The 20,998-nt window shown below is 72.5% G+C and carries 17 protein-coding genes; 8 read left to right on the forward strand and 9 right to left on the reverse strand.

Features of this window, described 5'->3' with window-relative positions:
• Positions 1-132 precede the first annotated feature (132 nt).
• From ACZ51S_RS07645 to ACZ51S_RS07665, 5 genes are all read left to right on the forward strand, one after another.
• Entirely contained in the window at positions 133-789 is a 657-nt protein-coding gene (locus ACZ51S_RS07645) for a phosphatidylserine decarboxylase (RefSeq protein ID WP_388942687.1), read from the forward strand.
• A complete protein-coding gene (gene pssA, locus ACZ51S_RS07650) occupies positions 776-1,636 on the forward strand; it encodes a CDP-diacylglycerol--serine O-phosphatidyltransferase (RefSeq protein WP_468960076.1) in 861 nt (286 codons plus the stop codon). Before ACZ51S_RS07645 ends, pssA begins: the two co-directional genes overlap by 14 nt.
• A gap of 38 nt (positions 1,637-1,674) precedes the next feature.
• The gene (locus ACZ51S_RS07655; RefSeq protein WP_468960079.1) at positions 1,675-4,107 is read left to right on the forward strand and encodes a protein kinase domain-containing protein; all 2,433 of its coding nucleotides are present in this window, start codon (positions 1,675-1,677) and stop codon (positions 4,105-4,107) included.
• An 83-nt stretch (positions 4,108-4,190) separates the two neighbouring features.
• A complete protein-coding gene (locus ACZ51S_RS07660) occupies positions 4,191-5,681 on the forward strand; it encodes an AlkA N-terminal domain-containing protein (protein WP_468479678.1) in 1,491 nt (496 codons plus the stop codon).
• Positions 5,678-6,241: a methylated-DNA--[protein]-cysteine S-methyltransferase gene (locus ACZ51S_RS07665; protein WP_468479679.1), complete on the forward strand. Its 564-nt coding sequence runs from the start codon at positions 5,678-5,680 to the stop codon at positions 6,239-6,241. Before ACZ51S_RS07660 ends, ACZ51S_RS07665 begins: the two co-directional genes overlap by 4 nt.
• On the opposite strand, the gene ACZ51S_RS07670 is transcribed toward ACZ51S_RS07665, so the two are convergent.
• From ACZ51S_RS07670 to ACZ51S_RS07680, 3 genes are all read right to left on the reverse strand, one after another.
• Positions 6,184-6,612, reverse strand: a complete 429-nt coding sequence (locus ACZ51S_RS07670; RefSeq protein WP_468479680.1) for a hypothetical protein — start codon at positions 6,610-6,612, stop codon at positions 6,184-6,186. The genes ACZ51S_RS07665 and ACZ51S_RS07670 overlap by 58 nt on opposite strands.
• Before the next feature lie 43 nt (positions 6,613-6,655).
• Positions 6,656-7,156, reverse strand: coding sequence for an NUDIX domain-containing protein (locus tag ACZ51S_RS07675; protein WP_468479681.1), 501 nt, complete (start codon positions 7,154-7,156; stop codon positions 6,656-6,658).
• A 69-nt stretch (positions 7,157-7,225) separates the two neighbouring features.
• On the reverse strand, positions 7,226-8,941 hold the full coding sequence (locus ACZ51S_RS07680; RefSeq protein ID WP_468479682.1) for a BCCT family transporter: 1,716 nt from the start codon (positions 8,939-8,941) through the stop codon (positions 7,226-7,228).
• Between the two features lie 142 nt (positions 8,942-9,083).
• Between ACZ51S_RS07680 and ACZ51S_RS07685 the strand changes: the two genes are divergently transcribed.
• Positions 9,084-10,232, forward strand: a complete 1,149-nt coding sequence (locus tag ACZ51S_RS07685; RefSeq protein WP_468802419.1) for a glycerate kinase — start codon at positions 9,084-9,086, stop codon at positions 10,230-10,232.
• 102 nt (positions 10,233-10,334) lie between these two features.
• Here ACZ51S_RS07685 and ACZ51S_RS07690 read toward each other — a convergent pair whose 3' ends face one another.
• Positions 10,335-10,937: a cysteine hydrolase family protein gene (locus ACZ51S_RS07690; RefSeq protein WP_468802418.1), complete on the reverse strand. Its 603-nt coding sequence runs from the start codon at positions 10,935-10,937 to the stop codon at positions 10,335-10,337.
• Positions 10,938-11,050: 113 nt separating this feature from the next.
• Here ACZ51S_RS07690 and ACZ51S_RS07695 point away from each other — a divergent pair, with 113 nt between their 5' ends.
• Both ACZ51S_RS07695 and ACZ51S_RS07700 read left to right on the forward strand, forming a co-directional pair.
• On the forward strand, positions 11,051-12,037 hold the full coding sequence (locus ACZ51S_RS07695; RefSeq protein ID WP_468479684.1) for a GlxA family transcriptional regulator: 987 nt from the start codon (positions 11,051-11,053) through the stop codon (positions 12,035-12,037).
• Positions 12,034-14,835, forward strand: coding sequence for a SpoIIE family protein phosphatase (locus ACZ51S_RS07700; RefSeq protein ID WP_468960084.1), 2,802 nt, complete (start codon positions 12,034-12,036; stop codon positions 14,833-14,835). Before ACZ51S_RS07695 ends, ACZ51S_RS07700 begins: the two co-directional genes overlap by 4 nt.
• Positions 14,836-14,854: 19 nt before the next feature.
• Here ACZ51S_RS07700 and ACZ51S_RS07705 read toward each other — a convergent pair whose 3' ends face one another.
• The 5 genes from ACZ51S_RS07705 to ACZ51S_RS07725 form a co-directional block, all read right to left on the reverse strand.
• A complete protein-coding gene (locus ACZ51S_RS07705; RefSeq protein WP_468479686.1) occupies positions 14,855-16,933 on the reverse strand; it encodes a SpoIIE family protein phosphatase in 2,079 nt (692 codons plus the stop codon).
• Positions 16,934-17,271: 338 nt separating this feature from the next.
• The gene (locus ACZ51S_RS07710) at positions 17,272-17,751 is read right to left on the reverse strand and encodes a DUF3574 domain-containing protein (protein ID WP_468479687.1); all 480 of its coding nucleotides are present in this window, start codon (positions 17,749-17,751) and stop codon (positions 17,272-17,274) included.
• Between the two features lie 99 nt (positions 17,752-17,850).
• Positions 17,851-18,774, reverse strand: a complete 924-nt coding sequence (locus ACZ51S_RS07715) for a DNA-binding protein (RefSeq protein ID WP_468802416.1) — start codon at positions 18,772-18,774, stop codon at positions 17,851-17,853.
• Complete coding sequence (locus tag ACZ51S_RS07720; RefSeq protein ID WP_468802415.1) at positions 18,771-19,988, reverse strand: MAB_1171c family putative transporter; 1,218 nt, start codon at positions 19,986-19,988, stop codon at positions 18,771-18,773. The genes ACZ51S_RS07715 and ACZ51S_RS07720 overlap by 4 nt, the downstream gene beginning before the upstream one ends.
• Complete coding sequence (locus ACZ51S_RS07725) at positions 19,985-20,611, reverse strand: hypothetical protein (protein WP_468479911.1); 627 nt, start codon at positions 20,609-20,611, stop codon at positions 19,985-19,987. The genes ACZ51S_RS07720 and ACZ51S_RS07725 overlap by 4 nt, the downstream gene beginning before the upstream one ends.
• Positions 20,612-20,998: the final 387 nt, after the last annotated feature.

Raw genomic sequence — 20,998 nt, forward strand, 5'->3', positions numbered from 1 at the left:
GTCACTGGCCGACGGCCATCGACTCGGCTTCTGGCTTGCCCAGTTGTTGCGCGCAACCGATAGCATTCCAGTAAAGCCGCCGTCCCGTCCCCCCGTTTGCGGCGCGGCAATCACCCGCTACGAAGGTCATCCATGCCCCACAGCCAAACCTCTGCACACCGCGACAGCCTTACCGGCGTACGCCTCGCGCGCGGAGCATCGCCGTGGCTTCTGCCGACCGTCGCCACCGCGGCGCTCAGCCTCACCCGGGCCCGCAAGTCCGGACGCTGGGCCGCGGCGGCCGTGCCCGTCACCGCTCTCGCGGCGGGCATGCTGTGGTTCTTCCGCGACCCCGAGCGCGAGATCGCCCAGGGCCGTGTCATCTCGCCCGCCGACGGTGTGGTGCAGAGCATCATGCCGTGGAAGGACGGGCGCACCCGCGTCGCGATCTTCATGAGCCCGCTGAACGTCCACGTCAACCGCGCGCCCCTGGCGGGCACGGTGACGTCCGTGGAGCACATCCCCGGCGGGTTCGTCCCGGCGTTCAACAAGGAGAGCGAGAACAACGAGCGCGTTGTCTGGCACTTCGACACCGAGCTCGGCGACATCGAGATGGTGCAGATCGCCGGCGCCGTCGCGCGCCGCATCGTCCCGTACCTGCCGGCCGGAACCAAGGTGGAGCAGGGCGAACGCATCGGTCTGATCCGCTTCGGCTCCCGCGTCGACATCTACCTCCCGGAGGGCGTCGAGGTCGCGGTCGAGGTCGGTCAGGCCACCACCGCGGGGGTGACCCGAATTGACCGTGACTGACCCCGAGACTCCTGCCACCAGCTGGGTGCCCGAATCCGCGGAGGAGGAGTCCGCCGAGGACGACATGCCGCTCTCGCTGCGGCTGTCGATAGCGGACACCCTCACCCTCGGTAACGCCACGTGCGGATTCATGGCGGTGTACTTCACCACCACCGGAATCCTCATCCCGCACCTCACCGGCAGCGGCGAGTCGGGCATGGCCCGGCACAGCGCGGCGACCGCGGTGATACTGATGCTGCTCGCGGCGGTCTTCGACCTCTTCGACGGCATCGTCGCCCGCAAGCTGCGCAGCTCGCCGATGGGCGCGGAGCTGGACAATCTCTCCGACCTGATCAGCTTCGGGCTGGCGCCCGCGTACTTCGTGCTGGTCTACGGCATGGTCGCCGACGACGCGCACCAGAAGATGTCGGCGCTCGCGGCGATCGTGGTCCTGCTGGCGGTCGTCCTCAGGCTCGCGAGATTCAGCTGCGTGACGATGAAGGACGGCATGTTCCAGGGCATGCCGAGCCCCTTCGGCGCGCTGACGGTGGTCTCCATCGTGCTGCTGGAGCTCCCGTTCATCCCGACGCTGCTGGCGATCATCGGGGTGGCGTGGCTGATGGTGAGCCGGGTCGAGTACCCCAAGCCGCGGGGTGTCCTCGCGGCGGCGATGCTGAGCTGGATCGTCGGGGCGATGGGCCTCCTGGCGGCCTGGGCGTTCGACGCCCCGGGCGGCCAGCTGCTCCTCCAGACCGGCTGCGCCCTGCAGATCGCCCTCGCGGCGACCATCCCGCTGTTCGCGACGACCCGTCGCGCGAACACGTTCCGCCACAACCGGCGCGAGGCACGCGCGGCGCAGCTGCCGTAACGCCGCGCCGAGCTGTACACACGAGGGCCCCGGACGCCATGAGGCGTCGGGGGCCCTCGTCGTATCAGGACACACTCCAACCACAGCGGAGCGCAGCACCCATCAGACCTCCAGGACCGCGCGGCACAGCAGCACGGCAAACTTTGCGTGCTGCCGAATGGATACTCCTGTCCGCGGGGCTAGCGCTCGGCGGTGGGTTGTTTAGCATTCGCAGCACAACGAAGCACTCGTCCTGCCCCGGGGGAAGTCACGTGAACAGAGCCGTGATCGTAGGGATCGACCGTTACGGGGAGGCCCCCTTGGCGGGGTGCGTCAACGACGCGAGGGACATGGCGACCTGCCTGTCCTTCCCCGAGTTCGACTTCGACTGCAAGCTGCTGGTCGATTCGCAGGCCACTCGCGGCAACATCGTCCGCGCCCTGTCCGAGCTCGCCTACGGCGAGGAAGAGGGTGAGACCCTGCTCTTCTACTTCGCCGGACACGGCGCGGTGCTCGGGCAGGCAGGACATCTGGTCACCTACGACGGGGAGGCATTCGACCTCGGCATCTCGCTGAGCCACCTCGGTCAGCTGATGGAGTCGGCGAGTCACCGATACAAGCACGTCGTCACCGTCCTCGACTGCTGTCACTCAGGTTCGGCCTTCACCTGGACCAGCAGCCGGCCGCTCCAAGCCGGGGACATCGAGCGCGAGGTACCGGCCGTCAATGAAAGCCGCTGCATCCTCGCTGCCTGCCGCCCCGAACAGACGGCGCTGGAGCTCTCCGGACGCGGCGTCTTCACCACTGCCCTGACCGAGGCCCTAATGGGGTCGGCCGTGAACTGGAGCGGCGAAGTCACCCTCCTGGGCGTCTACGACTACGTGGCCGGGGTCGTGGCGGAAGACATTCAGACGCCTGTCTTCAAGGGCGACATCGCCGGCACCGTCGTCCTCGGGCGAGGCTTCCCGCCCAGGGAGGGGCCGCCCATCGGCAAGGACGAGCTCGCGCACAATCTCGCCAAAGCCCACTCCCTGGTCGATGAGTACCACTACCTTCAGCTGAGCGAGCTGTCAGAACGCAACGTACGGCTCAAATACGGCGCCAAACACTGTTCGGCCCAGCTGGTCTCCCTGGTCAAGTGGTTCGACGACACCGAAAAGGCGCTGCCGGACGTCAAGCGGAACCCCGACTGGCAGTCCCTGACAGCCCGCGTACGGGAGTTCCGCAAGAATCTCGGGGACCTCAGCGTGGGTGAGGAGACCAGGTTCGGGCGGGTGGTCCGACCTCTCGGCCACGGCGGCTACGGCCACGTGTGGCTGCTTGAGGACCAGGATGGCAAGGCCTACGCATTGAAAGTCTTCCACGGCAACGAACTCGACGACGAGGTGAAGGTCCGCCGCTTCGCCAACGGCTACCACAACATGCGCAAGCTGGCCCACCCGCACATCGTGCGGGTGCACGAGATGATCTCGGCACCGTACGGCTTCCTGATGGACGCCATCCCCGGCGACAACCTGCGCAAGGCCTACATCAACCGTGAGGAACCCGAAGTGGTTCTCCAGCTGATGATCGACATCTGCGAAACGGTCAGGCACGCCCACTCGCAGCAGGTCCGTCACCGGGACATCAAACCTGAGAACATCATCGCCACGTACGACGGCGAAACCGGACGGCTCCAGCCGTATCTGACCGACTTCGACCTCGCCTATCACGAGACCAACAGGACCGTCACCACCAACATCGGTGTCGGCGGAGTGATCAATTACGCCGCACCAGAACAGTTGTTCGAACCCAATGCCAAAACCGCCCGTAGCGAAACCGTGGACGTTTTCAGCCTGGCCCAGCTGATGTTCTTCGTGGTCACCGGCCGGGACCCGAGCGGAGAGAACTTCACGAAGAACATCGAGATCCTCACCCGCGACCTGGGCGAATGGATCGACGACCGGGCCGCCGACGCCTTGATCGGCCTCTACCGACAAGCTACGGACAAGAACCCCGGCCAGCGTCCGGAGAACGTCGGGCTCTTCGTCAGCGTACTGCGCGAGGCAGAGTCCATCATCCAGATGGCCAGCGGCACGGACGCCGTCCCGGAGCAGGACCTGTGCCGGCGGATCGGGCACCTGTACGCCGGCATGAACGAATACGCCGCCAGCGAGGGCGAGTGCCGGATGAACAGCCGGTCCCGTCAGGTGGAAATCGTCGTACGGATCAAGAACTTCACCAGTCTGGGACGCGCGTCACTCGAAATCGAGCTCTCGGTCACCTCCGGGATCCCCGTCCCCTCGCTCACCTCGGGCAAGTCCGCCCGCCAGTCGATAAATCTGCGCCTTGACCGGATCGTGAGCAAGCTGCCGGGAGTACGGCGCAGCGCGGGGAACAAGGGCGCCTACCAGTGCTTCCTCACCGTGGACAACGTCACCCTCGACGTGGCCGGGGTCAACCAGGTGGTGGAGGTGATCTCGCAGACCGTTGCCGGGATCGAGCAATGGTGACACAGGCCTGACGGTACGGCGGGCGTAGTCTTGATGTCGGAAAACCGCCAGCCCCGGCCGGGGGCGGACGGGATGCTGGAGCCATGTACACCGACACCGACCGCTGCGTCAGGGCCGTGCAGTCGAAGGACGCCCGGTTCGACGGGTGGTTCTTCACCGCGGTCCGGACGACCGGCATCTACTGCCGGCCCAGCTGCCCGGCCGTTCCGCCCAAGGTCGAGAACATGAGCTTCCTGCCCAGCGCTGCCGCCTGCCAGCAGGCCGGGTACCGGGCCTGCAAGCGGTGCCGGCCCGACACCAGCCCGGGGTCCCCCGAGTGGAACGCGCGCGCCGACGCCGTCGCCCGCGCCATGCGTCTGATCCGGGACGGGGTGGTCGACCGCGAGGGGGTCCCGGGCCTGGCCGTGCGGCTCGGGTACTCGACCCGGCAGGTGGAACGGCAGCTCAACGCCGAGCTCGGGGCCGGGCCGCTGGCCCTGGCCCGGGCGCAGCGCGCGCAGACCGCCCGGCTGCTCATCGAGACATCCGAGCTGCCGATGGGCGACGTCGCCTTCGCGGCCGGCTTCTCCTCCATCCGGAACTTCAACGAGACCGTACGGGAGGTCTTCGCGCTGACCCCCGGCGAGCTGCGGCTGCGTGCCGCGCGGGCGGGGCGGCGGGAGCCGCGGATCCCCGGGACGATCAGCCTGCGGCTGCCGTACCGGGCCCCGCTCAACCCCGACAACCTCTTCGGGCACCTCGCCGCGACCGCCGTCCCCGGGGTCGAGGAGTGGCGTGACGGGGCCTACCGGCGGACGCTGAGGCTCCCGTACGGCTCCGGAGTGGTCGCGCTGTCGCCCGGCCCCGATCACATCGGCTGCCGGCTCGCGCTGACCGACCTGCGGGACCTGACCATCGCCATCAGCCGCTGCCGGTGGATGCTGGACCTGGACGCCGACCCGGAGGCCGTCGACGGTCAGCTCCGCACCGATCCGCTGCTGGCCCCGCTCGTGGACCAGGGCCCCGGGCGCCGGGTTCCCCGTACCGTCGACGCGGCGGAGTTCGCCGTACGGGCGGTCCTGGGGCAGCAGGTGTCCACCGCGGCCGCGCGTACGCACGCGGCCCGGCTGGTGACCGCGTACGGGGAGCCCGTCGAGGACCCGCACGGCGGGCTGACCCACCTGTTCCCGTCCCCCGCGGCGCTGGCCGCCATCGACCCGGAGGCCCTGTCGATGCCGCGCAGCCGCCGCACCACCCTCACCACCCTGGTCGCCGCCCTGGCCGACGGTTCGCTGCCGCTCGGGATCGACAGCGACTGGGAGGCGGCCCGCGCGCGGCTGTCCGCGCTGCCCGGCTTCGGGCCGTGGACCACCGAGATCATCGCGATGCGGGCGCTGGGCGACCCGGACGCCTTCCTCCCCGCCGATCTGGGGGTCCGCCGGGCGGCCCGGGGGCTGGGGCTGCCGTCCACACCCGCCGCCCTGACCGCCCGCGCGGGCCACTGGCGGCCCTGGCGCGCGTACGCCGTCCAGTACCTGTGGGCCACCGAAGCCCACCCGATCAACCGCATGCCCGAACGAGGAGCACAGTCGTGAGCAGCACCGGCAGCAAGCAGTACACCGTCGTGGACAGCCCCTACGGGTCGCTCACCCTGGTCGCCACGGACGGGGTCCTCAGCGGGCTCTACATGACCGGCCAGCGCCACCGGCCGGCCGAGGAGTCCTTCGGCGAGCGGGTCTCGGCGGCCGAGGAGCCGTTCCCCGAAGTGGTGCGGCAGCTCGCCGCGTACTTCGCCGGCGGGCTGACCGAGTTCACCGTGCCGGTCCGGCTGGAGGGCACCGACTTCCAGCGCAGCGTCTGGGAGCAGCTCGTACGGATCCCGTACGGGCAGACGTGGTCGTACGGGCGGCTCGCGGCGGAGCTCGGCAAGCCGAACGCCTCGCGCGCGGTCGGCCTGGCCAACGGCAAGAACCCGGTCGGGATCATCATCCCCTGCCACCGGGTGATCGGGGCCTCGGGCTCGATGACCGGATACGGCGGTGGCATCGAGCGCAAGGTGCGGCTGCTGGAGTTCGAGAGCGGCGCGGCGGCCCTGGGTCAGATCACCACCAGCGGGACGAGCAGCGCGAAGCCGGCGCCGGCTTCGACGGCGTAGGCGTAGAGGGACGGGTGCTGGACGGGGGCGGCGAGCAGGACCACGCTGTTCTGGGTGGCGGCCGCCTTGATCCAGTCGTCGTCGGCGCCGAGCCGGCCCTGGTACCAGCCCTCGCAGGTGCCGGGGCCGGTGACGGCGAGGACGTCGTCCTCGCGGCGGTAGAAGGCCTGCCAGCCCTCGGCGGGCGCGGACCAGCCCTCGAAGTCCTCGAAGGAGGACCAGCCGCCCTCGCGTATCGCGGTGTCGAACAGCCAGACCGGCATTCCCTCTTCGGAGACCTCGCCGCCCGACTGTTCGTCGGTGGTGAAGTGGACCATGGGAAGGGCGTCGGGCCCGTCGGCCGTGCTCGGCCAGGCGTACATCGTGATCATCTGTTGATTCTGCCCTGGTCGCAGGAGTGCGGATGCGCGGGGTTCAGCGGTTGACGGGCCTTCGGCCGTTCTCCAGTTCCACGGTGCCCTCGCCCGACTCCAGGACGCGGTACGCCTCTTGGGCGCGCAGGCCGAGCGGTCCGAGGAGGTAATGGGTGAGCTCGTCGGGTCCGACGAGCTTCCAGGAGAGCAGTTCGTCCTCCTGGAGGGTGATGGAGGCGAGCTGTCCGGCGTCGAGCACGCCGCCGTCGTAGAGGTAGGCGACCAGTGGCGGGCGGCCGGCTCCCAGGCTCCAGTCGACGGCGAGGAGCCGGCCGAGCGGGACGTCGATGCCGATCTCCTCGGCGCTCTCGCGCCGAGCGGCCGTCCGGGGTGACTCGCCCCGGTCCGACTCGATGGTTCCGCCCGGCAGGGCCCAGCCGTCACGGTAGTTGGGCTCGACGAGCAGGACGCGGCCGTCGGCATCGCGGTAGAGGGCGGCGGCGCCGGCCAGCACCCGGGGCAGGCTCGCGACGTAGGTGGCGAAGTCATCCGTGGTGGTCACGCGGCCACCCTAGCCGCCGTCCGGAACCGCCGTCCCGGGCGGGCCCGCGCCGATCTCCGCGCAGGGGGTCTAAGGGGTGTCGCCGCCGTCCTCGCGGTCCCGTCCGCGGGATTCGGCGACGCGGCGCAGCCGGGGGTGGCGGGTCTGGCCCTGCTCGGTGATGGCGTCGCCGACCACGGCCTTGACGGCGTCCCGCAGTCCGTGGAGGGCGGGGTGGCGGGCCGGTCCCGCGCCGGGGTCCGCGCGCAGTTCCTTCAGCAGGGCCCAGCACAGCAGCAGCATGACGATCACGAAGGGCAGGGCGACGAGGATGGTCGCGGTCTGCAGGGATTTCAGGCCGCCCGCGACGAGCAGTACGGCGGCCACGGCGGCCATCAGCACGCCCCAGGTGACGACGAGCCAGGTCGGCGGGTGCAGGGAGCCCCGGCTGGTGAGGGAGCCCATGACCAGGGAGGCGGAGTCGGCGCTGGTGACGAAGTACGTCATGACCAGGGCCATGGCCACCCAGGAGGTGAGGGTGCCGAGCGGAAGCGCGTCGAGCATGGCGAACAGGGAGGCCTCCGCGCCCTCCTTGACCTTGGAGGCGAGGTCCGCGGCGCCGGTGGAGTCGAGGCGGATGGCGGTGCCGCCCATGACGCAGAACCAGACGACGGTGGCTCCGCTCGGGACGAGCAGGACGCCGACGAGGAACTCCCGGATGGTGCGGCCGCGGGAGATGCGGGCGATGAAGGTGCCGACGAAGGGGGCCCAGGAGAGCCACCAGGCCCAGTAGAAGATCGTCCACGCGCCGAGCCAGGCGCTGTCGGTGAAGGCGCCGGTGCGGGAGGCCATGGGCAGCAGTTCGTGCAGGTAGCTGCCGACGCCGGCCGGGATGACGTCGAGGACGTAGACGGTCGGGCCCAGGACGAAGACGAAGAGCATGAGGGCGGCGGCGAGCACGATGTTGAGGGTGCTGAGCCATTTCACGCCCCGGTGCAGGCCGGAGAAGGCCGACAGGACGAAGGCGGCCGAGAGCGAGGCGATGATGATCAGCTCGACGCCGGTGGTGTCCTGGATGCCGGTGGTGATGTTGAGGCCCTTGGCGACCTGGAGGGCGCCGAGGCCGAGGCTGGTCGCGGTGCCGAAGACGGTGGCGAAGACGGCGAGCAGGTCGATGGCCCGGCCGGGCCCGCCGTTGGCCCTGGCCTCGCCGATGAGGGGGACGAAGGCGGAGCTGAGGCGGTTGCCGCGGCCCTTGCGGAAGGTGGCGTAGGCGAGGGCGAGGCCGGCGATGCCGTAGATGGCCCAGGGGGTGAGCGTCCAGTGGAAGAAGGAGTAGTCCAGGGCGGCGCGGGCGGCGGCGCCGGTGCCGGGGGCGGCGCCGCTGGCGGGGGGCGGGTTCAGGTAGTGGGTGAGGGGCTCCCCCACCCCGTAGAACATCAGGCCGATGCCCATGCCCGCGCTGAACATCATCGCGATCCACGCGAGGTTGCCGAATTCCGGTTCGGAGTCGTCGGCGCCGAGCCGGATCCGGCCGAAGCGGCTGATGGCGAGGACGACGCACATGACGAGGAAGACGTCGGCGGCGATCACGAACAGCCAGGCGAAGTTGTTCAGCACCCAGGCGAGCGCGGTGCCGGAGGCGGTGTCGAAGGATTCCTTGCCGAGGGCCGCCCAGGCGACGACGGCGAGCACGGCGAGCACTCCGACGGTGACGACGCCGAGGTCGGGGGAGCCGTCCGCCGGGCCGCCGGGCCCCGCTGCGGGGGCGTCCGGAGCTGCTTGTTCCAGTGATTCCGCGCTCATGCGGCCACACTATGCAGGCATATATCCCTATTTACCTGTATGGCGCGCCGCATGTGGCCCAGGCCACTCGTGGGCATAGGAGGATCCTCCGGATAAGCTCATGGTGGCGCGACTGCACTGTTCGATAGCAAGGGATAGCAAGGTGACGGACGGAGCAGTAACTGAGGCCGCGCGCGTGCTCATCGCCGCGGACAAATTCAAGGGTTCGCTCACGGCCGTTCAGGTCGCCGAGCGGGTGACGGCCGGCCTTCGCAGGGCCGTCCCGGGCGTGGAGGTCGAGACCCTCCCCGTCGCGGACGGCGGCGACGGTACGGTCGCGGCCGCCGTCGCGGCCGGTTTCGAACGCCGGGAGGTACGGGTCACCGGACCCCTCGGCGAGCAGGTCACGGCCGCTTTCGCGCTGCGCGACGGCACCGCCGTGGTCGAGATGGCGGAGGCCTCCGGGCTCCAGCTGCTGCCGGCGGGTACCTTCGCCCCGCTGACGGCGACCACGTACGGCTCCGGCGAGCTGCTGAAGGCCGCGCTGGACGCCGGTGCGCGCTCCATCGTCTTCGGCGTGGGCGGCAGCGCCACCACCGACGGCGGCGCGGGCATGCTGGCCGCGCTGGGCGCCGTGTTCCTGGACGCGAACGGCGAACCGGTCGGCCCGGGCGGTGGCGCGCTGGCGTCCCTGGCGTCGGCGGACCTCTCCGGTGTCGACCCCCGCTTCGCGGAGGTGGACTTCGTCCTGGCCAGCGACGTGGACAACCCGCTGACCGGCCCCAAGGGCTGCGCGGCGGTGTACGGCCCGCAGAAGGGCGCTTCGCCCGAGGACGTGGCCACGCTCGACGCGGCGCTGGCGCACTTCGCGGTGGTGCTGGAGAAGTCGATCGGCGCGAAGGCCGCGGACTGCGCGGTGCTCCCGGGCGCGGGCGGCGCGGGCGGCATCGGCTACGGGGCCCTGCTGCTCGGCGCGACGTTCCGGCCCGGCATCGAGCTGATGCTGGAGGTGCTGGGCTTCGCCCCCGCGCTGGAGCGGGCCACGCTGGTCATCACCGGCGAGGGCTCCCTGGACGAGCAGACCCTGCACGGCAAGGCCCCGGCCGGGGTCGCCGCCGCGGCGCGCGCCGCGGGCAAGCCGGTGGTGGCGGTCTGCGGCCGGCTGCTGCTGGACCAGGAGGCGCTGGAGGCGGCGGGCATCCGCAAGGCGTACCCGCTGACGGACCTGGAGCCCGACCCGGCGAAGTCCATCCCGAACGCCGGCCCCCTGCTGGAGCGGGTCGCGGAGCACATCGCCGCCGACGTGCTCTGAGCCCCTTCCGCACCCCGTCCCGGACCCACGAGGCCCGGCGCCCCCGCCCGGGGGTGCCGGGCCTCGGGCGTTCCGCTCCCGGGGACGGGGGCGCGAAGGCCACTACGGGGTCCGAACGGCCGCGGCGGCCTCCAGCAGCCGGGCCGTGGTCACCACGCGGGCGAAGCCGCCGCCCTGGAGGTTCACCGCGGTCGCGGCGGCCAGCTCGCCGGCGGTGAGGGACAGGCCGTCCGGGCCCTCCAGGTCGAAGGTGTGGGTGGCGTCCAGCGGGACCAGCACCTCGTAGCCGAGGTTCCCCGCCATCCGGGCCGTCGTCTCGACGCACATGTTGGTCTGGATCCCGGCGACGACCAGCTGGCGGACACCGTTCCCGTCGAGCCACCCGGCCAGGTCCGGAGTGCCGTAGAAGGCGGAGTTGACGGTCTTGGTGACCAGCAGGGCCTCCTGTCCGCGCCGTTCCTCGACGAACTCCTTGAAGGCGTGTCCCGGGCGGTCCGGGGCCAGTACCGAGCCGGGCCGCGAGGCGTGCCGGACCAGCACCACGGGACGGCCGGTCTCCCGCCAGGCGTCCATGAGGGCGGCGATGTTCTCCTCGGCGTCCGGGTTGTCGCGCGGCCCCCAGAAGGAGGCGTCGTCGAAGCCCTTCTGGACGTCGATGACGAGGAGGGCACTGTCGGCTGCGATCTCGATCGCGTTCTCTGTCATGGCTCCATCGTGTCCCCGCGGCCGCTCCCGCCCCAGGGGCGACGGGGCCGGGAAACGATGAGATCCTGCCAGCTTGGCAGTCGTTTCCCGTCCGGCTCTGGCACAGTGGCCGCATGCAGCGCGTCGCCATCGTCGCCCAGCCCGGGATCCGCAGCTTCGACCTCGCCGTCATCACGGAGGTCTGGGGGCCGGACCGGAGCCGCTCCGGGGTGCCCCCCTTCGAGCTGCGCCGCTGCGCCCTGGACGACGGGCCGATCCGTCTGCCCGGCGGGCTGACCCTGATGCCCGACCGGGGCCTGGACTGGCTCGGCCGGGCCGACCTGATCGTCGTACCGGCGCTGGCCGAACCGGCCGACCCGACGCCCGAGCCCGTCCTCGCCGCCCTGCGCGCCGCGCACGCCCGCGGGGTGCCGGTGGCCGCGCTCTGCGCCGGGGCGTTCGTCCTCGCCGAGGCCGGGCTGCTGGACGGCCGCCGGGCGGTGACGCACTGGTGGCTGGCCCCTCAGCTCGCGGCCCGCTACCCGGCGGTGCTGGTCGAGGAGGCCCCGCTCTTCGTGGAGGACGACGGGCTGTGGACCTCCGCCGGGGTAGCCTCCGGAATCGACCTGTGCCTGCACCTGGTCCGCGAGGCCCACGGCGCCGAGGCCGCCGCCGCCATCGCCCGCTCGATGGTGACCGGCCCCTTCCGGACCGGGGACCACGCCCAGTACCTCGACCGGCCCACCCCGGCGGCGGACCGTACCGCCGAGGCGCTGGCCGCCGTACGGGAGCAGGCCCTGCGCCGGCTGCACGAGCCGCTGGACGTGGCCGCACTGGCCCGCTGGGCGGGCATGTCCCCGCGTTCCTTCGCCCGGCACTTCACCGCCGCCACCGGCACCACACCCCACAAATGGCTGCTGAGCCGCCGTCTGGACGAGGCGCGCAAACTCCTGGAACGCACCGACCATCCGGTGCCCGAAGTGGCCCGGCGCGCCGGGTTCGCCAGCGAGGTCACCTTCCGCCAGCACTTCGGCGCGGCCTTCGGTCTGAGCCCCCGCGCGTACCGGGCGGCCGCGGCCGCCGCTCCGGCGAGCGGCGACAGTGTTAGAAAGGGCTCATGACCGGACGTTCGGGTCGGCACAGGGAGACGCGGCCGGCGAGCCTGCCCGCGCGCCTCTGGCTGGCCCGGAACAGCATCGCCGGCCAGGTGTTCTCCGTCACCGCCGTCATCGTGCTGGTACTGATCACCGCGGCCGCGCTGGCCCTGGTGTTCCAGGCGCGCTACGACAGCCAGCGCAACGCCCGCGACCGTTCCCTGGCCGCCGCCGAGGCCTTCGCCCACGCCCCGGGCCTGCCCGCGGCCCTCAAGTCCCCCGACCCCACCGCCGAGCTGCAGCTGCTCGCCGACGGCGCCCGCCGCGCCTCCGGGGTGGACTTCGTCGCCGTCATGACCACCGACGGGGTCCGCTACACGGACTCCAGGCCCGAGCTGATCGGGCAGCGCGCCACGGGAGACCTCGCCCGCGCGGCGGCCGGGGAGTCCTTCACGGAGGTGTTCACGGGCGACCCCAGTGACGCGGTCCGCGCGGTGGTCCCCGTACGGGACGCCCGGGGCACCGTCGTGGGGCTGGTCGCCACCGGCATCGAGGTGGAGAACGTCGGCGAGACGGTGGAGGGGCAGCTGCCGCTGCTCGTCGGCGCCGCCGCGGGCGCCCTGCTGCTGGGCACCGGCGGCGCCGCCCTGGTCAGCCGGCGGCTGCGGCGCCAGACCCGCGGCCTGGGCGCCGTGGAGATGGCCCGGATGAACGAGCACCACGAGGCGGTCCTGCACGCCGTGCGCGAGGGCGTGCTGATCGTCGGCGCCGATCACCGGCTGCTGCTGGCCAACGACGAGGCCCGGCGGCTGCTGAACCTGCCGCCCGATGCCGAGCAGCGGCACGTCGGCGACCTCGGCCTGGACCCCCGCACCACCGAGCTGCTGCTGTCGGGGCGGGTCGCCACCGACGAGGTCCACCTGGCGGGAGACCGGCTGCTCGCCGTCAACGTACGCCCGACGGAGCCCTTCGCCGGACGGCCGTCGGGCAGCGTCACCACCCTGCGCGACACCACCGAGCTCGCGGCACTGTCCGGGCGCGCCGAGGTCGCCCGGGAGCGGCTCCAGATGCTGTACGAGGCGGGGGTGCGGATCGGCACCACCCTGGACGTGGTGCGGACGGCCGAGGAACTGTCGGAGGTGGCCGTGCCGCGTTTCGCGGACTTCGTCACCGTCGAGCTGCTGGAGCCGGTGCTGCGCGGGGACGAGCCCTCGCCGGCGGCGGGGGTGCACACGGAGATGCGCCGGGCGGCGATGAGCGGCACGCGCACCGACCAGCCGCTCCAGCCGGTCGGGGACATCATCCGCTTCGAGGTGCCGACGGCCCCGATGGCGGCGGCCCTGGCCGACGGGCACGCGGTGCTGGCCGCCGACCTGAACGCGGCGATGGGCTGGCGGGCCCAGGACGAGGCGGGGACGAGGCAGGCCCTGGACTACGGGCTCCACTCGCTGATCTCCGTACCGCTCCAGGCGCGGGGCGTGGTCCTGGGCATGGCCAACTTCTGGCGGGCGGCGGACACCCCGGAGGCCTTCGACGAGGAGGACCTGTCCTTCGCGGAGGAGCTGGGGGCGCGGGCGGCGGTCTCCGTCGACAACGCCCGCCGGTTCACCCGCGAGCACGCGACGGCGGTGGCCCTCCAGCGGAGCCTGCTGCCCCGGGTGCTGCCGGAGCTGAGCGCGGTGGACACGGCCTTCCGGTACCTGCCGGCGAAGGCGGGGGTGGGCGGGGACTGGTTCGACGTGATCCCGCTGCCGGGGGCGCGGGTGGCGCTGGTGGTGGGTGACGTGGTCGGCCACGGGGTGCACGCGGCGGCGACGATGGGCCGGCTGCGGACCGCCGTGCACAACTTCTCCACGCTGGACATGCCGCCCGACGAACTGCTGGGCCATCTGGACGAGCTGACCGACCGGATCGACCAGCTGGAGGACGGCGGGCCCGCCGAGGGCGACGCCGGGGGCACGGGCCTCGCCGGGGGGACCGAGGAGCCGCCCGCCGGGATCACGGGCGCCACCTGCCTGTACGCCGTCTACGATCCGGTGTCGGGGCAGTGCACGATGGCCAGCGCCGGCCACCCGGGGCCCGCCCTCGTGCACCCCGACGGGCGGGTGGAGTTCCCCGAGCTGCCCACCGGGCTCCCGCTCGGGGTGGGCGGCATGCCCTTCGAGACGGCGGGGCTGGTGCTGCCCGAGGGGAGCCGGCTGGTGCTGTTCACGGACGGGCTGGTGGAGGACCGCGGCCGGGACTTCGACAGCGGGCTGACGCTGCTGAGCGAGACCCTGTCGCGGCGCGGCCGCAGCCCCGAGGAGGCCTGCGCGGACGTGCTGGCGGCGATGCTCTTCCCGGCGCCGAGCGACGACATCGCGCTGCTGGTGGCCGACGCCCGGCGGCTGGAGCGGGACCGGATCGCCGAGTGGGACGTGCCCGACGATCCGGCGGCCGTCTCGCGGGTGCGCCGGGAGGCCGCCGCCCAGCTGCGGGACTGGGGGCTGGACGAGGCGTCCTTCACGGCCGAGCTGATCCTCAGCGAGCTGATCACCAACGCCATCCGGTACGCGAACGAACCGATCCGGGTCCGCCTGCTGCGCGACCGGAACCTGATCTGCGAGGTCGCCGACGGCAGCAGCACCTCGCCGCACCTGCGGTACGCGGCCACCACCGACGAAGGGGGCCGGGGCCTGTTCCTGGTGGCCCAGTACGCCGAACGGTGGGGCACCCGCTACACGGAGCGCGGCAAGGTCATCTGGGCGGAGCTGTCACCGTCGGGCGGTGAGGCCCCGCTGCCGCTGGGCTTGGACATGGACGCCCTGGAGGACCTGGGCTGGTGAGCTCGGCCCCGGCGGGCCGTCACCCGGCGGGGGCGGTGCGGGCGGTGCGGGCCAGCAGTACGGCCACGTCGTCCTGCGGGGCGGCGGGCAGCAGCCGCGCCAGGATGCCGTCGCACAGCTCCTCCAGCGGCCGGCCCGCCCCGCTCAGGACCCCGGCGAGGCGGTCCATCCCCTCGTCGAGGTCCCGGTCACGGCACTCGATCAGCCCGTCGGTGTAGAGGGCGAGCAGGCTGCCGGGGGGCAGCGGGACCTCCTCGGTGCGGAATTCCCGCCCGCCGGTGCCGAGCGGGGTGTTGGGCGGGCCCTGGAGGAAGGCGACCCGCCCGTCGGGACCGGCCACGGCGGGCGGCGGGTGGCCGGCGCGGGCGATGACGCAGCCTCCCTCGGCCGGGTCGTGGACGGCGTAGACGCAGGTCGCCATCACGTCCTCGCCGAGGTCGGCCACGACCGCGTCGAGGGAGCGCAGCAGCTGGGCGGGCGGTACGTCGTGGCGGGCGAGGGTGCGCACGGCGGTGCGCAGCTGGCCCATGACGGCGGCCGCGTGGATGCCGTGGCCCATGACGTCGCCGATGACGAGTCCGGTGCGGCCGCGGGGCAGCTGGATGACGTCGAACCAGTCGCCGCCGACGTCGTGTTCGCTGGCGGGCAGGTAGCGCCCGGTGAGTTCCAGGCCGGGCACGTCGGGCAGGGCGCTGTTGGTGAGGCTGCGCTGGAGGGTGAGGGCGGCCTGGCGCTGGCTGGTGTACATCCGGGCGTTGTCGATGTTGAGGGCGGCCCGGGCGACGAGTTCGTCGATGAGTACGCAGTCCTGCGCGTCGAAGGGCTCGCGGGAGCGCAGCCGGGTCACGGCGACCGCCCCGAGCACCTTGCCGCGCGCGACCAGGGGCACCATGCGGGCCGATCCGAGGGTGGCCAGGTATTGGCGCAGGGCGTCCGCGCGCGGGTCGGTGATCAGGGCGGGGATGTCGGAGACGTACAGGTTCATGGGCACGCCGTCGGCGATGACGCGCTCGTACACGGTCCCGGCGGGGATGCGGAAGGTCTGGCCCGGTGCGAGGCGGGAGGTGGGGGCCGAGGGGTCGGGGAAGGTGGCGGCGAGCCTGCGCAGCAGCCCGTGGGTGGAGGCGGCGGCGACGGCGCTCTCGTCGGGGTCGAGCACGGCCTCGAGGAGCTGTACGTCGGCCGAGTCCGCGAGCTGCGGGACCAGCAGGTCGGCGATCTCCTGGGCGGTCTGGCGCAGGTCGAGGGTGGTCCCGATGCGGGTGCCGGCCTCGGCGAGCAGGGCGAAGCGGGACCGGGCCCGCTCGGCCTCTTGCTGGGCCCGCTGGCCCTCGGTGATGTCGATCAGGGAGGCGATCAGGCCGAGGGGGCGGCCGCCGCCGTCGAGCAGGGGGGCGTAGGAGCAGGACCAGGTGCGGTCCTGGTCGGGGTCGGCGGGGGTGCGGCCGGTGCGGCGGACGTCGACGACGGCGGTGCCCCGTTCGAGCACCTGGCGCATCGTGGCCTCCAGGGCGGTGGCGTTGACGCCGGGTACGACCTCGGTGAGGCGTTTGCCGAGGTGCTCGGCGGCGGGGACGCCGTTCATCCGGGCGAGGGCGTCGTTGACGCGGAGGAAGCGCAGGTCGGGGCCGAGGGTGGCGAGGCCGATGGGTGACTGGGTGAAGAGGCTCTGGAGGGCGGCGAGGGAGTCCCGCATGCGCAGGACCTCGGAGGTCTCGACGGCGATGAGCATGGCGCCCGTACGGCCCTGGGGGTCGGCGGCGGGCACGATCCACATCTCCATCGCCACCCGGTGGCCGTCGCGGTGGCGCACGGGCAGGGTGCCGACGACGGTTTCGCCGGCCTGGACCCGGCGGGTCAGGTCGTCGGCGAGCTCGCGGTTGGCCTCGGGGACGAGCACGGCGGTGCCGGGGCGGCCGAGGATGTCCTCGGGGCGGTGGCCCAGCAGGTCCTGGGCGGCCAGGGACCACTCCACGACGCGGCCGTCCGCGTCCTCACGCCACAGGGCGATCGGGAGCAGTTCGCGCAGTACGCCGGCGTACCCGACCGCCGCCGTCGGCGGATCGGGCACCTTGCTCGTCGACTGGTAAGTGTCCAATGCACCGACCTCACCCCGGGGGGCCTGATTCGTACCGATTCACCCTATCCGAGGGCCCGGCGCGGGGCTCTGCGTCGAGCGCCCGGCACCCGGTGCGGGCGGCCGGCGGCCTTCGGCGCCGCGGCCGGTCGGCCGGTCGGTCGGCGCCGCGGGCGGCACACGGGTCGGCCCGTCGTGGCGATCACCGTACCCGGCTTTCCGGGCCGCGGGAAGCGGCCGGTGCCACCGCCGACGGGCGGCACGGCGCGGGGTGGCGGACGGCCCCGGTCCGCGGGTGCGCGGACCGGGGCCGCGCCGGAACGGCGGTCGTCCTCCGACGGCCCTGGACCGGTCGTCCGTCAGAAATCGACCGCCGCCCGCACATCGGCCCGGCCGACCGACTCCAGCTCCCACATCGTGCAGTAGAGGTTGCGGATGTACTCGATGTCGGCGTTCCGGGCGTGGGCCTCGCGCACCGGGTACATGACCGTCAGCTCGTACGATCTCTCCCGGTTGATGTCGCCCTCCTTGTCACGCCACTGGCCGCGGCCCTCCTGAAGGGTCAGCCCGGAAGGAAAGCGCGGCGTGACCACGTCGGCGATGAACCGGTTGAACTGCTCCTCGGTGATGGGCGGGTGCCCGTTGTGCCTGCCCGTGCCGAAGTAGAGGTGCGTCGAGATGTACGCACTCCCCGTCGCGGCGGCGTCCGCCTCCGCCGACGCCGCCGAGGCGGTGCCGGTGCCGAGGGAGGCCTGTGAGACCGGTCCGCCGAAGGCGAAGAGGAGCGCGGCCGCCGCCAGCAGGCCGGCGGCGGGCGTGGAGATCCTTAAGGGGCGCATGAGGTCGTCCTGTCTGTCCGTGTGTTGTCCGGTGATCCGCGCACCTGCTGGTCCGCGGCCCCGCCCGACGGGCGGTCCGGCTGCCGGTCCTGCGGGGTTCTATGCGGGCAGCGATTCCTGGAGGAAGGCCGCCGCGTCCCGCAGCCGGGCCGGAACGCCCGCGTCACGGCGGAGGGCGCGCGCCGTCCCGCCGAGGGTCTCGGTGGTCCGTACCGACCCGATGGCGGCGGCGCCCGGAGCGACCCGTGCGATCAGCTCCTCCGCCTCGCGCCAGTCCCCGGCGCCCGCGAGGGCCGCGAGCAGCTGCGCCGTGAACAGGTGCCGGTAGGAGGGGCCCGGGGCGGTGGCCGCCCGGTGCAGCAGCGGGACGGCCCGGTCCCAGCGGCGCAGCCTGGCCTGCACCCAGCCCTCGTGGCCCAGCAGTTCGGTCTCGTCGATCCACCAGGCCCAGTGGGGATCCCGGCGGGAGACGCCGTCGAGGAACCTGCTGCGGGCGCGGGACACCAGCTCCAGCGGCTCCTTCCGGCCGCCGAGCAGGGCCGTCGCGTGGGCCTGCCGGATCAGGACGAGGCTCGCGACCCTCGCGGGGAGCGGCCGTGGCCCGCCCACCCGGGCCGCGGCCTCCAGAGCGGCGCGCGGCCGTCCGGTGTGGGCGGTGAGCATGCTGTGGTTCAGCAGGACCAGCCGGGCCGTCCAGCGGTCGCCGCAGAGCTCCGCCAGGGCCAGTGCCCGGGCGTTCATGCGGCCGGCCTGCCGGTAGCGGCCCGCGTCGAAGAGGATCCAGCCGATGACCTCGCTCAGCTCGGCGAGGGCCGCGAGCCTGTCCGGGTCGTACGCGCGCAGGGCCGGGGGGCCGGCCGCCAGTTCCGGGATCCGCCGCACGGCCTCGCGTACGGCGGGCAGGGCGGCCGTCGCGCCGCGCTCGGTGTCCAGGGCCACGAGTCGGCCGATGGTGCGTACGGCGAGCCGGACCGCCGCGTCACGGGCCTCGGCGCCGCCCGGCGGGCCGGCCGGCGCCGTCATGACAGCAGGCCGGCGTCGACCCCGCCGACGCGGCGCCGGCCGAGGTCGTCGAAGGAGGAGGCCACCTTGCTGAGCCAGTCCACCTCGTCGCGGAAGTCCTCGTACGGGGGCCGTACGGGGATGTCGGAGGTGTCGGCCCGCTCGGCGCGCTCCGCCCGCTCCTCGGCCGGGCGGCTGAGGACGGCGCGTACCTGGAGCGCCTCGCCCAGGGGGGAGGTGGGGTCCTCGGGGAGGTCCAGGGAGCGGGCCACGCGGACGAAGTCCTCCAGGGAGAGGGAGGTGCGCAGGATCAGCTGGCCGTCGCGTATCTCGATGACGCGCCGGTAGAGGCGGTAGTGCGGGTCCCGGGGCGGCACCAGGTCGCGCAGCCAGGAGCGCGGCGGGTCCAGCGCGATGTCGGGCGTGGCCTCGTACAGCGCCCACCACAGGGGCCGCAGCCGCCGGTAGGAGCGGTAGCTGCGGGCCCAGCCCCGGGCGCGGGTGATGCGGATCCCCCAGGAGGGGATGGTCCAGCCGGCGATCTGGAGGAGGGCGCCGACGCTGCCGCAGGTCCACTGGATGGGGTCGAGCACGGCCGCGTCGTAGTCCAGGCGGGTCCCGGCGATCTGGATGCCGCGGGTGACGCAGTAGACGAGGATCATGCTGGCGCCGACGGTGACGGTGCGCATGCCGACCTTGAGCCACTGCCGGTTGGCCATCGTCGTGAAGCGCAGCGACAGCCGCACCGTCTCGAACTGGCCCACGGCGCAGATCAGCAGGTAGAAGGACATGTAGAGGGCGTAGCTGCCGTGCTGGATGCTGAGCAGGATCGTGGAGGTGGCCGTCTCCGAGTGCGCCACCGGACCGACGGCGAAGGAGCTGACGACCAGGACCGCGAGGGCCGCTCCGAAGAACAGGACGCGGTGGCGTGCCATGCGCCGGGCCTCGGCGGGCGGCGAGGACCAGTACACGAGGACGACCTGCTGCGCGGCGGTCAGCACCACCACGGCGGCCTGGGTGATCAGGGAGGTGATGTTGGGCAGGCCGAAGAAGGCGGAAATGTGCAGCCTGAGCTGGTCCAGGTCGACGAGGAAGCTGATCCCGGAGCACAGGAAGTAGGTGCACAGCGCCCACAGGGCGATGTCGTTCCTCCGGCGCAGCAGGTCCGGGAGCCGGTAGGCGAAGGCCGCGAGGCCCACGAAGGCGCAGACCCACGCGAGGACGGTGTAGATCACGCGGGCCCCTGGTCGGGCCTGCCGAGCCCGCTCTCGATCCGGGCCACGATCTCGGCGGCCTCGTCCGGCACGCCCCAGGCGCGCTCGGTCCAGCGCTTGGTGGCGCGGGCGAGGATCAGCGAGGCCATGGTCTCGGCCTCCTGCTCCTCGTCGTCGCTGTAGCGGGAACGCATCAGCACGCCGCGGACGGCGTCCGGGTCGACGTCCGAGAACAGCCCGCCGGAGCCGTCGGCGCCGGCCGCCGGGGCCTCTGGTGCCGCGCCGGGGCCACCGAGCTGATCGAGCTGGACGGATCCGTTGTGGTCGAAGGCGATGTGGGCGAGCTCGTGGGCAATGATGTGTTCCTTGTGCGACGCCGAAGCGGCCTTCTCGAAGGCGATGATGTCGAAGTCATCGGTTTTCAGCCATACGCCGAAGAGATGCCGCTCGGGGAAGGCCGTCGGAATCAAATGGATGGGGCGTCCGCGCTGCTCGCTGAGATATGCGTGGAGTTCGTCGATGCCGCATCCGTGCTCCATGCCCCACTGCGCGAGCAGTCCCTCGCAGGTCTGGCGGACCTTCTTGAGACGGCGCCTGAGCCGCCTGTCCTCCGACGCCGGTAACGCGGAGCCAGGTAACTTCATCCCTCAGTCCTCCGGCGAACCCAGCGGTCGGACAATGCGGCCATGATGCCACACCCCAACTCAGCCCTGCGCAAGGCCAGTTCTATCCGGCCATTCGCTCCTGGATTTCATCCGCCCATTCCCCTTGACTATGGGATGACGCGGAGGAAAATCGGTGATACACCGGAATACCGGAAAGAGCCGCACCTCCCTCGGGAGACGTCCCGGGGCCCGCGTGACCCTTGTCCAGGCTCTGGCCAGGCCCCCGGCCGTCCTCGCGGACCACGGGAGCCATCGGCGACGGCGGATGGCTCATGGCACCGGCGAGGCGACCGGGGACTGTCACGTCGGGGGTGCCTGCGGAACGGGTTGCGCGTTCCCTCACTTCCGCGTTCCGCCGCCCGCGTG

The organism is Streptomyces sp. NPDC034043 (assembly GCF_055575675.1).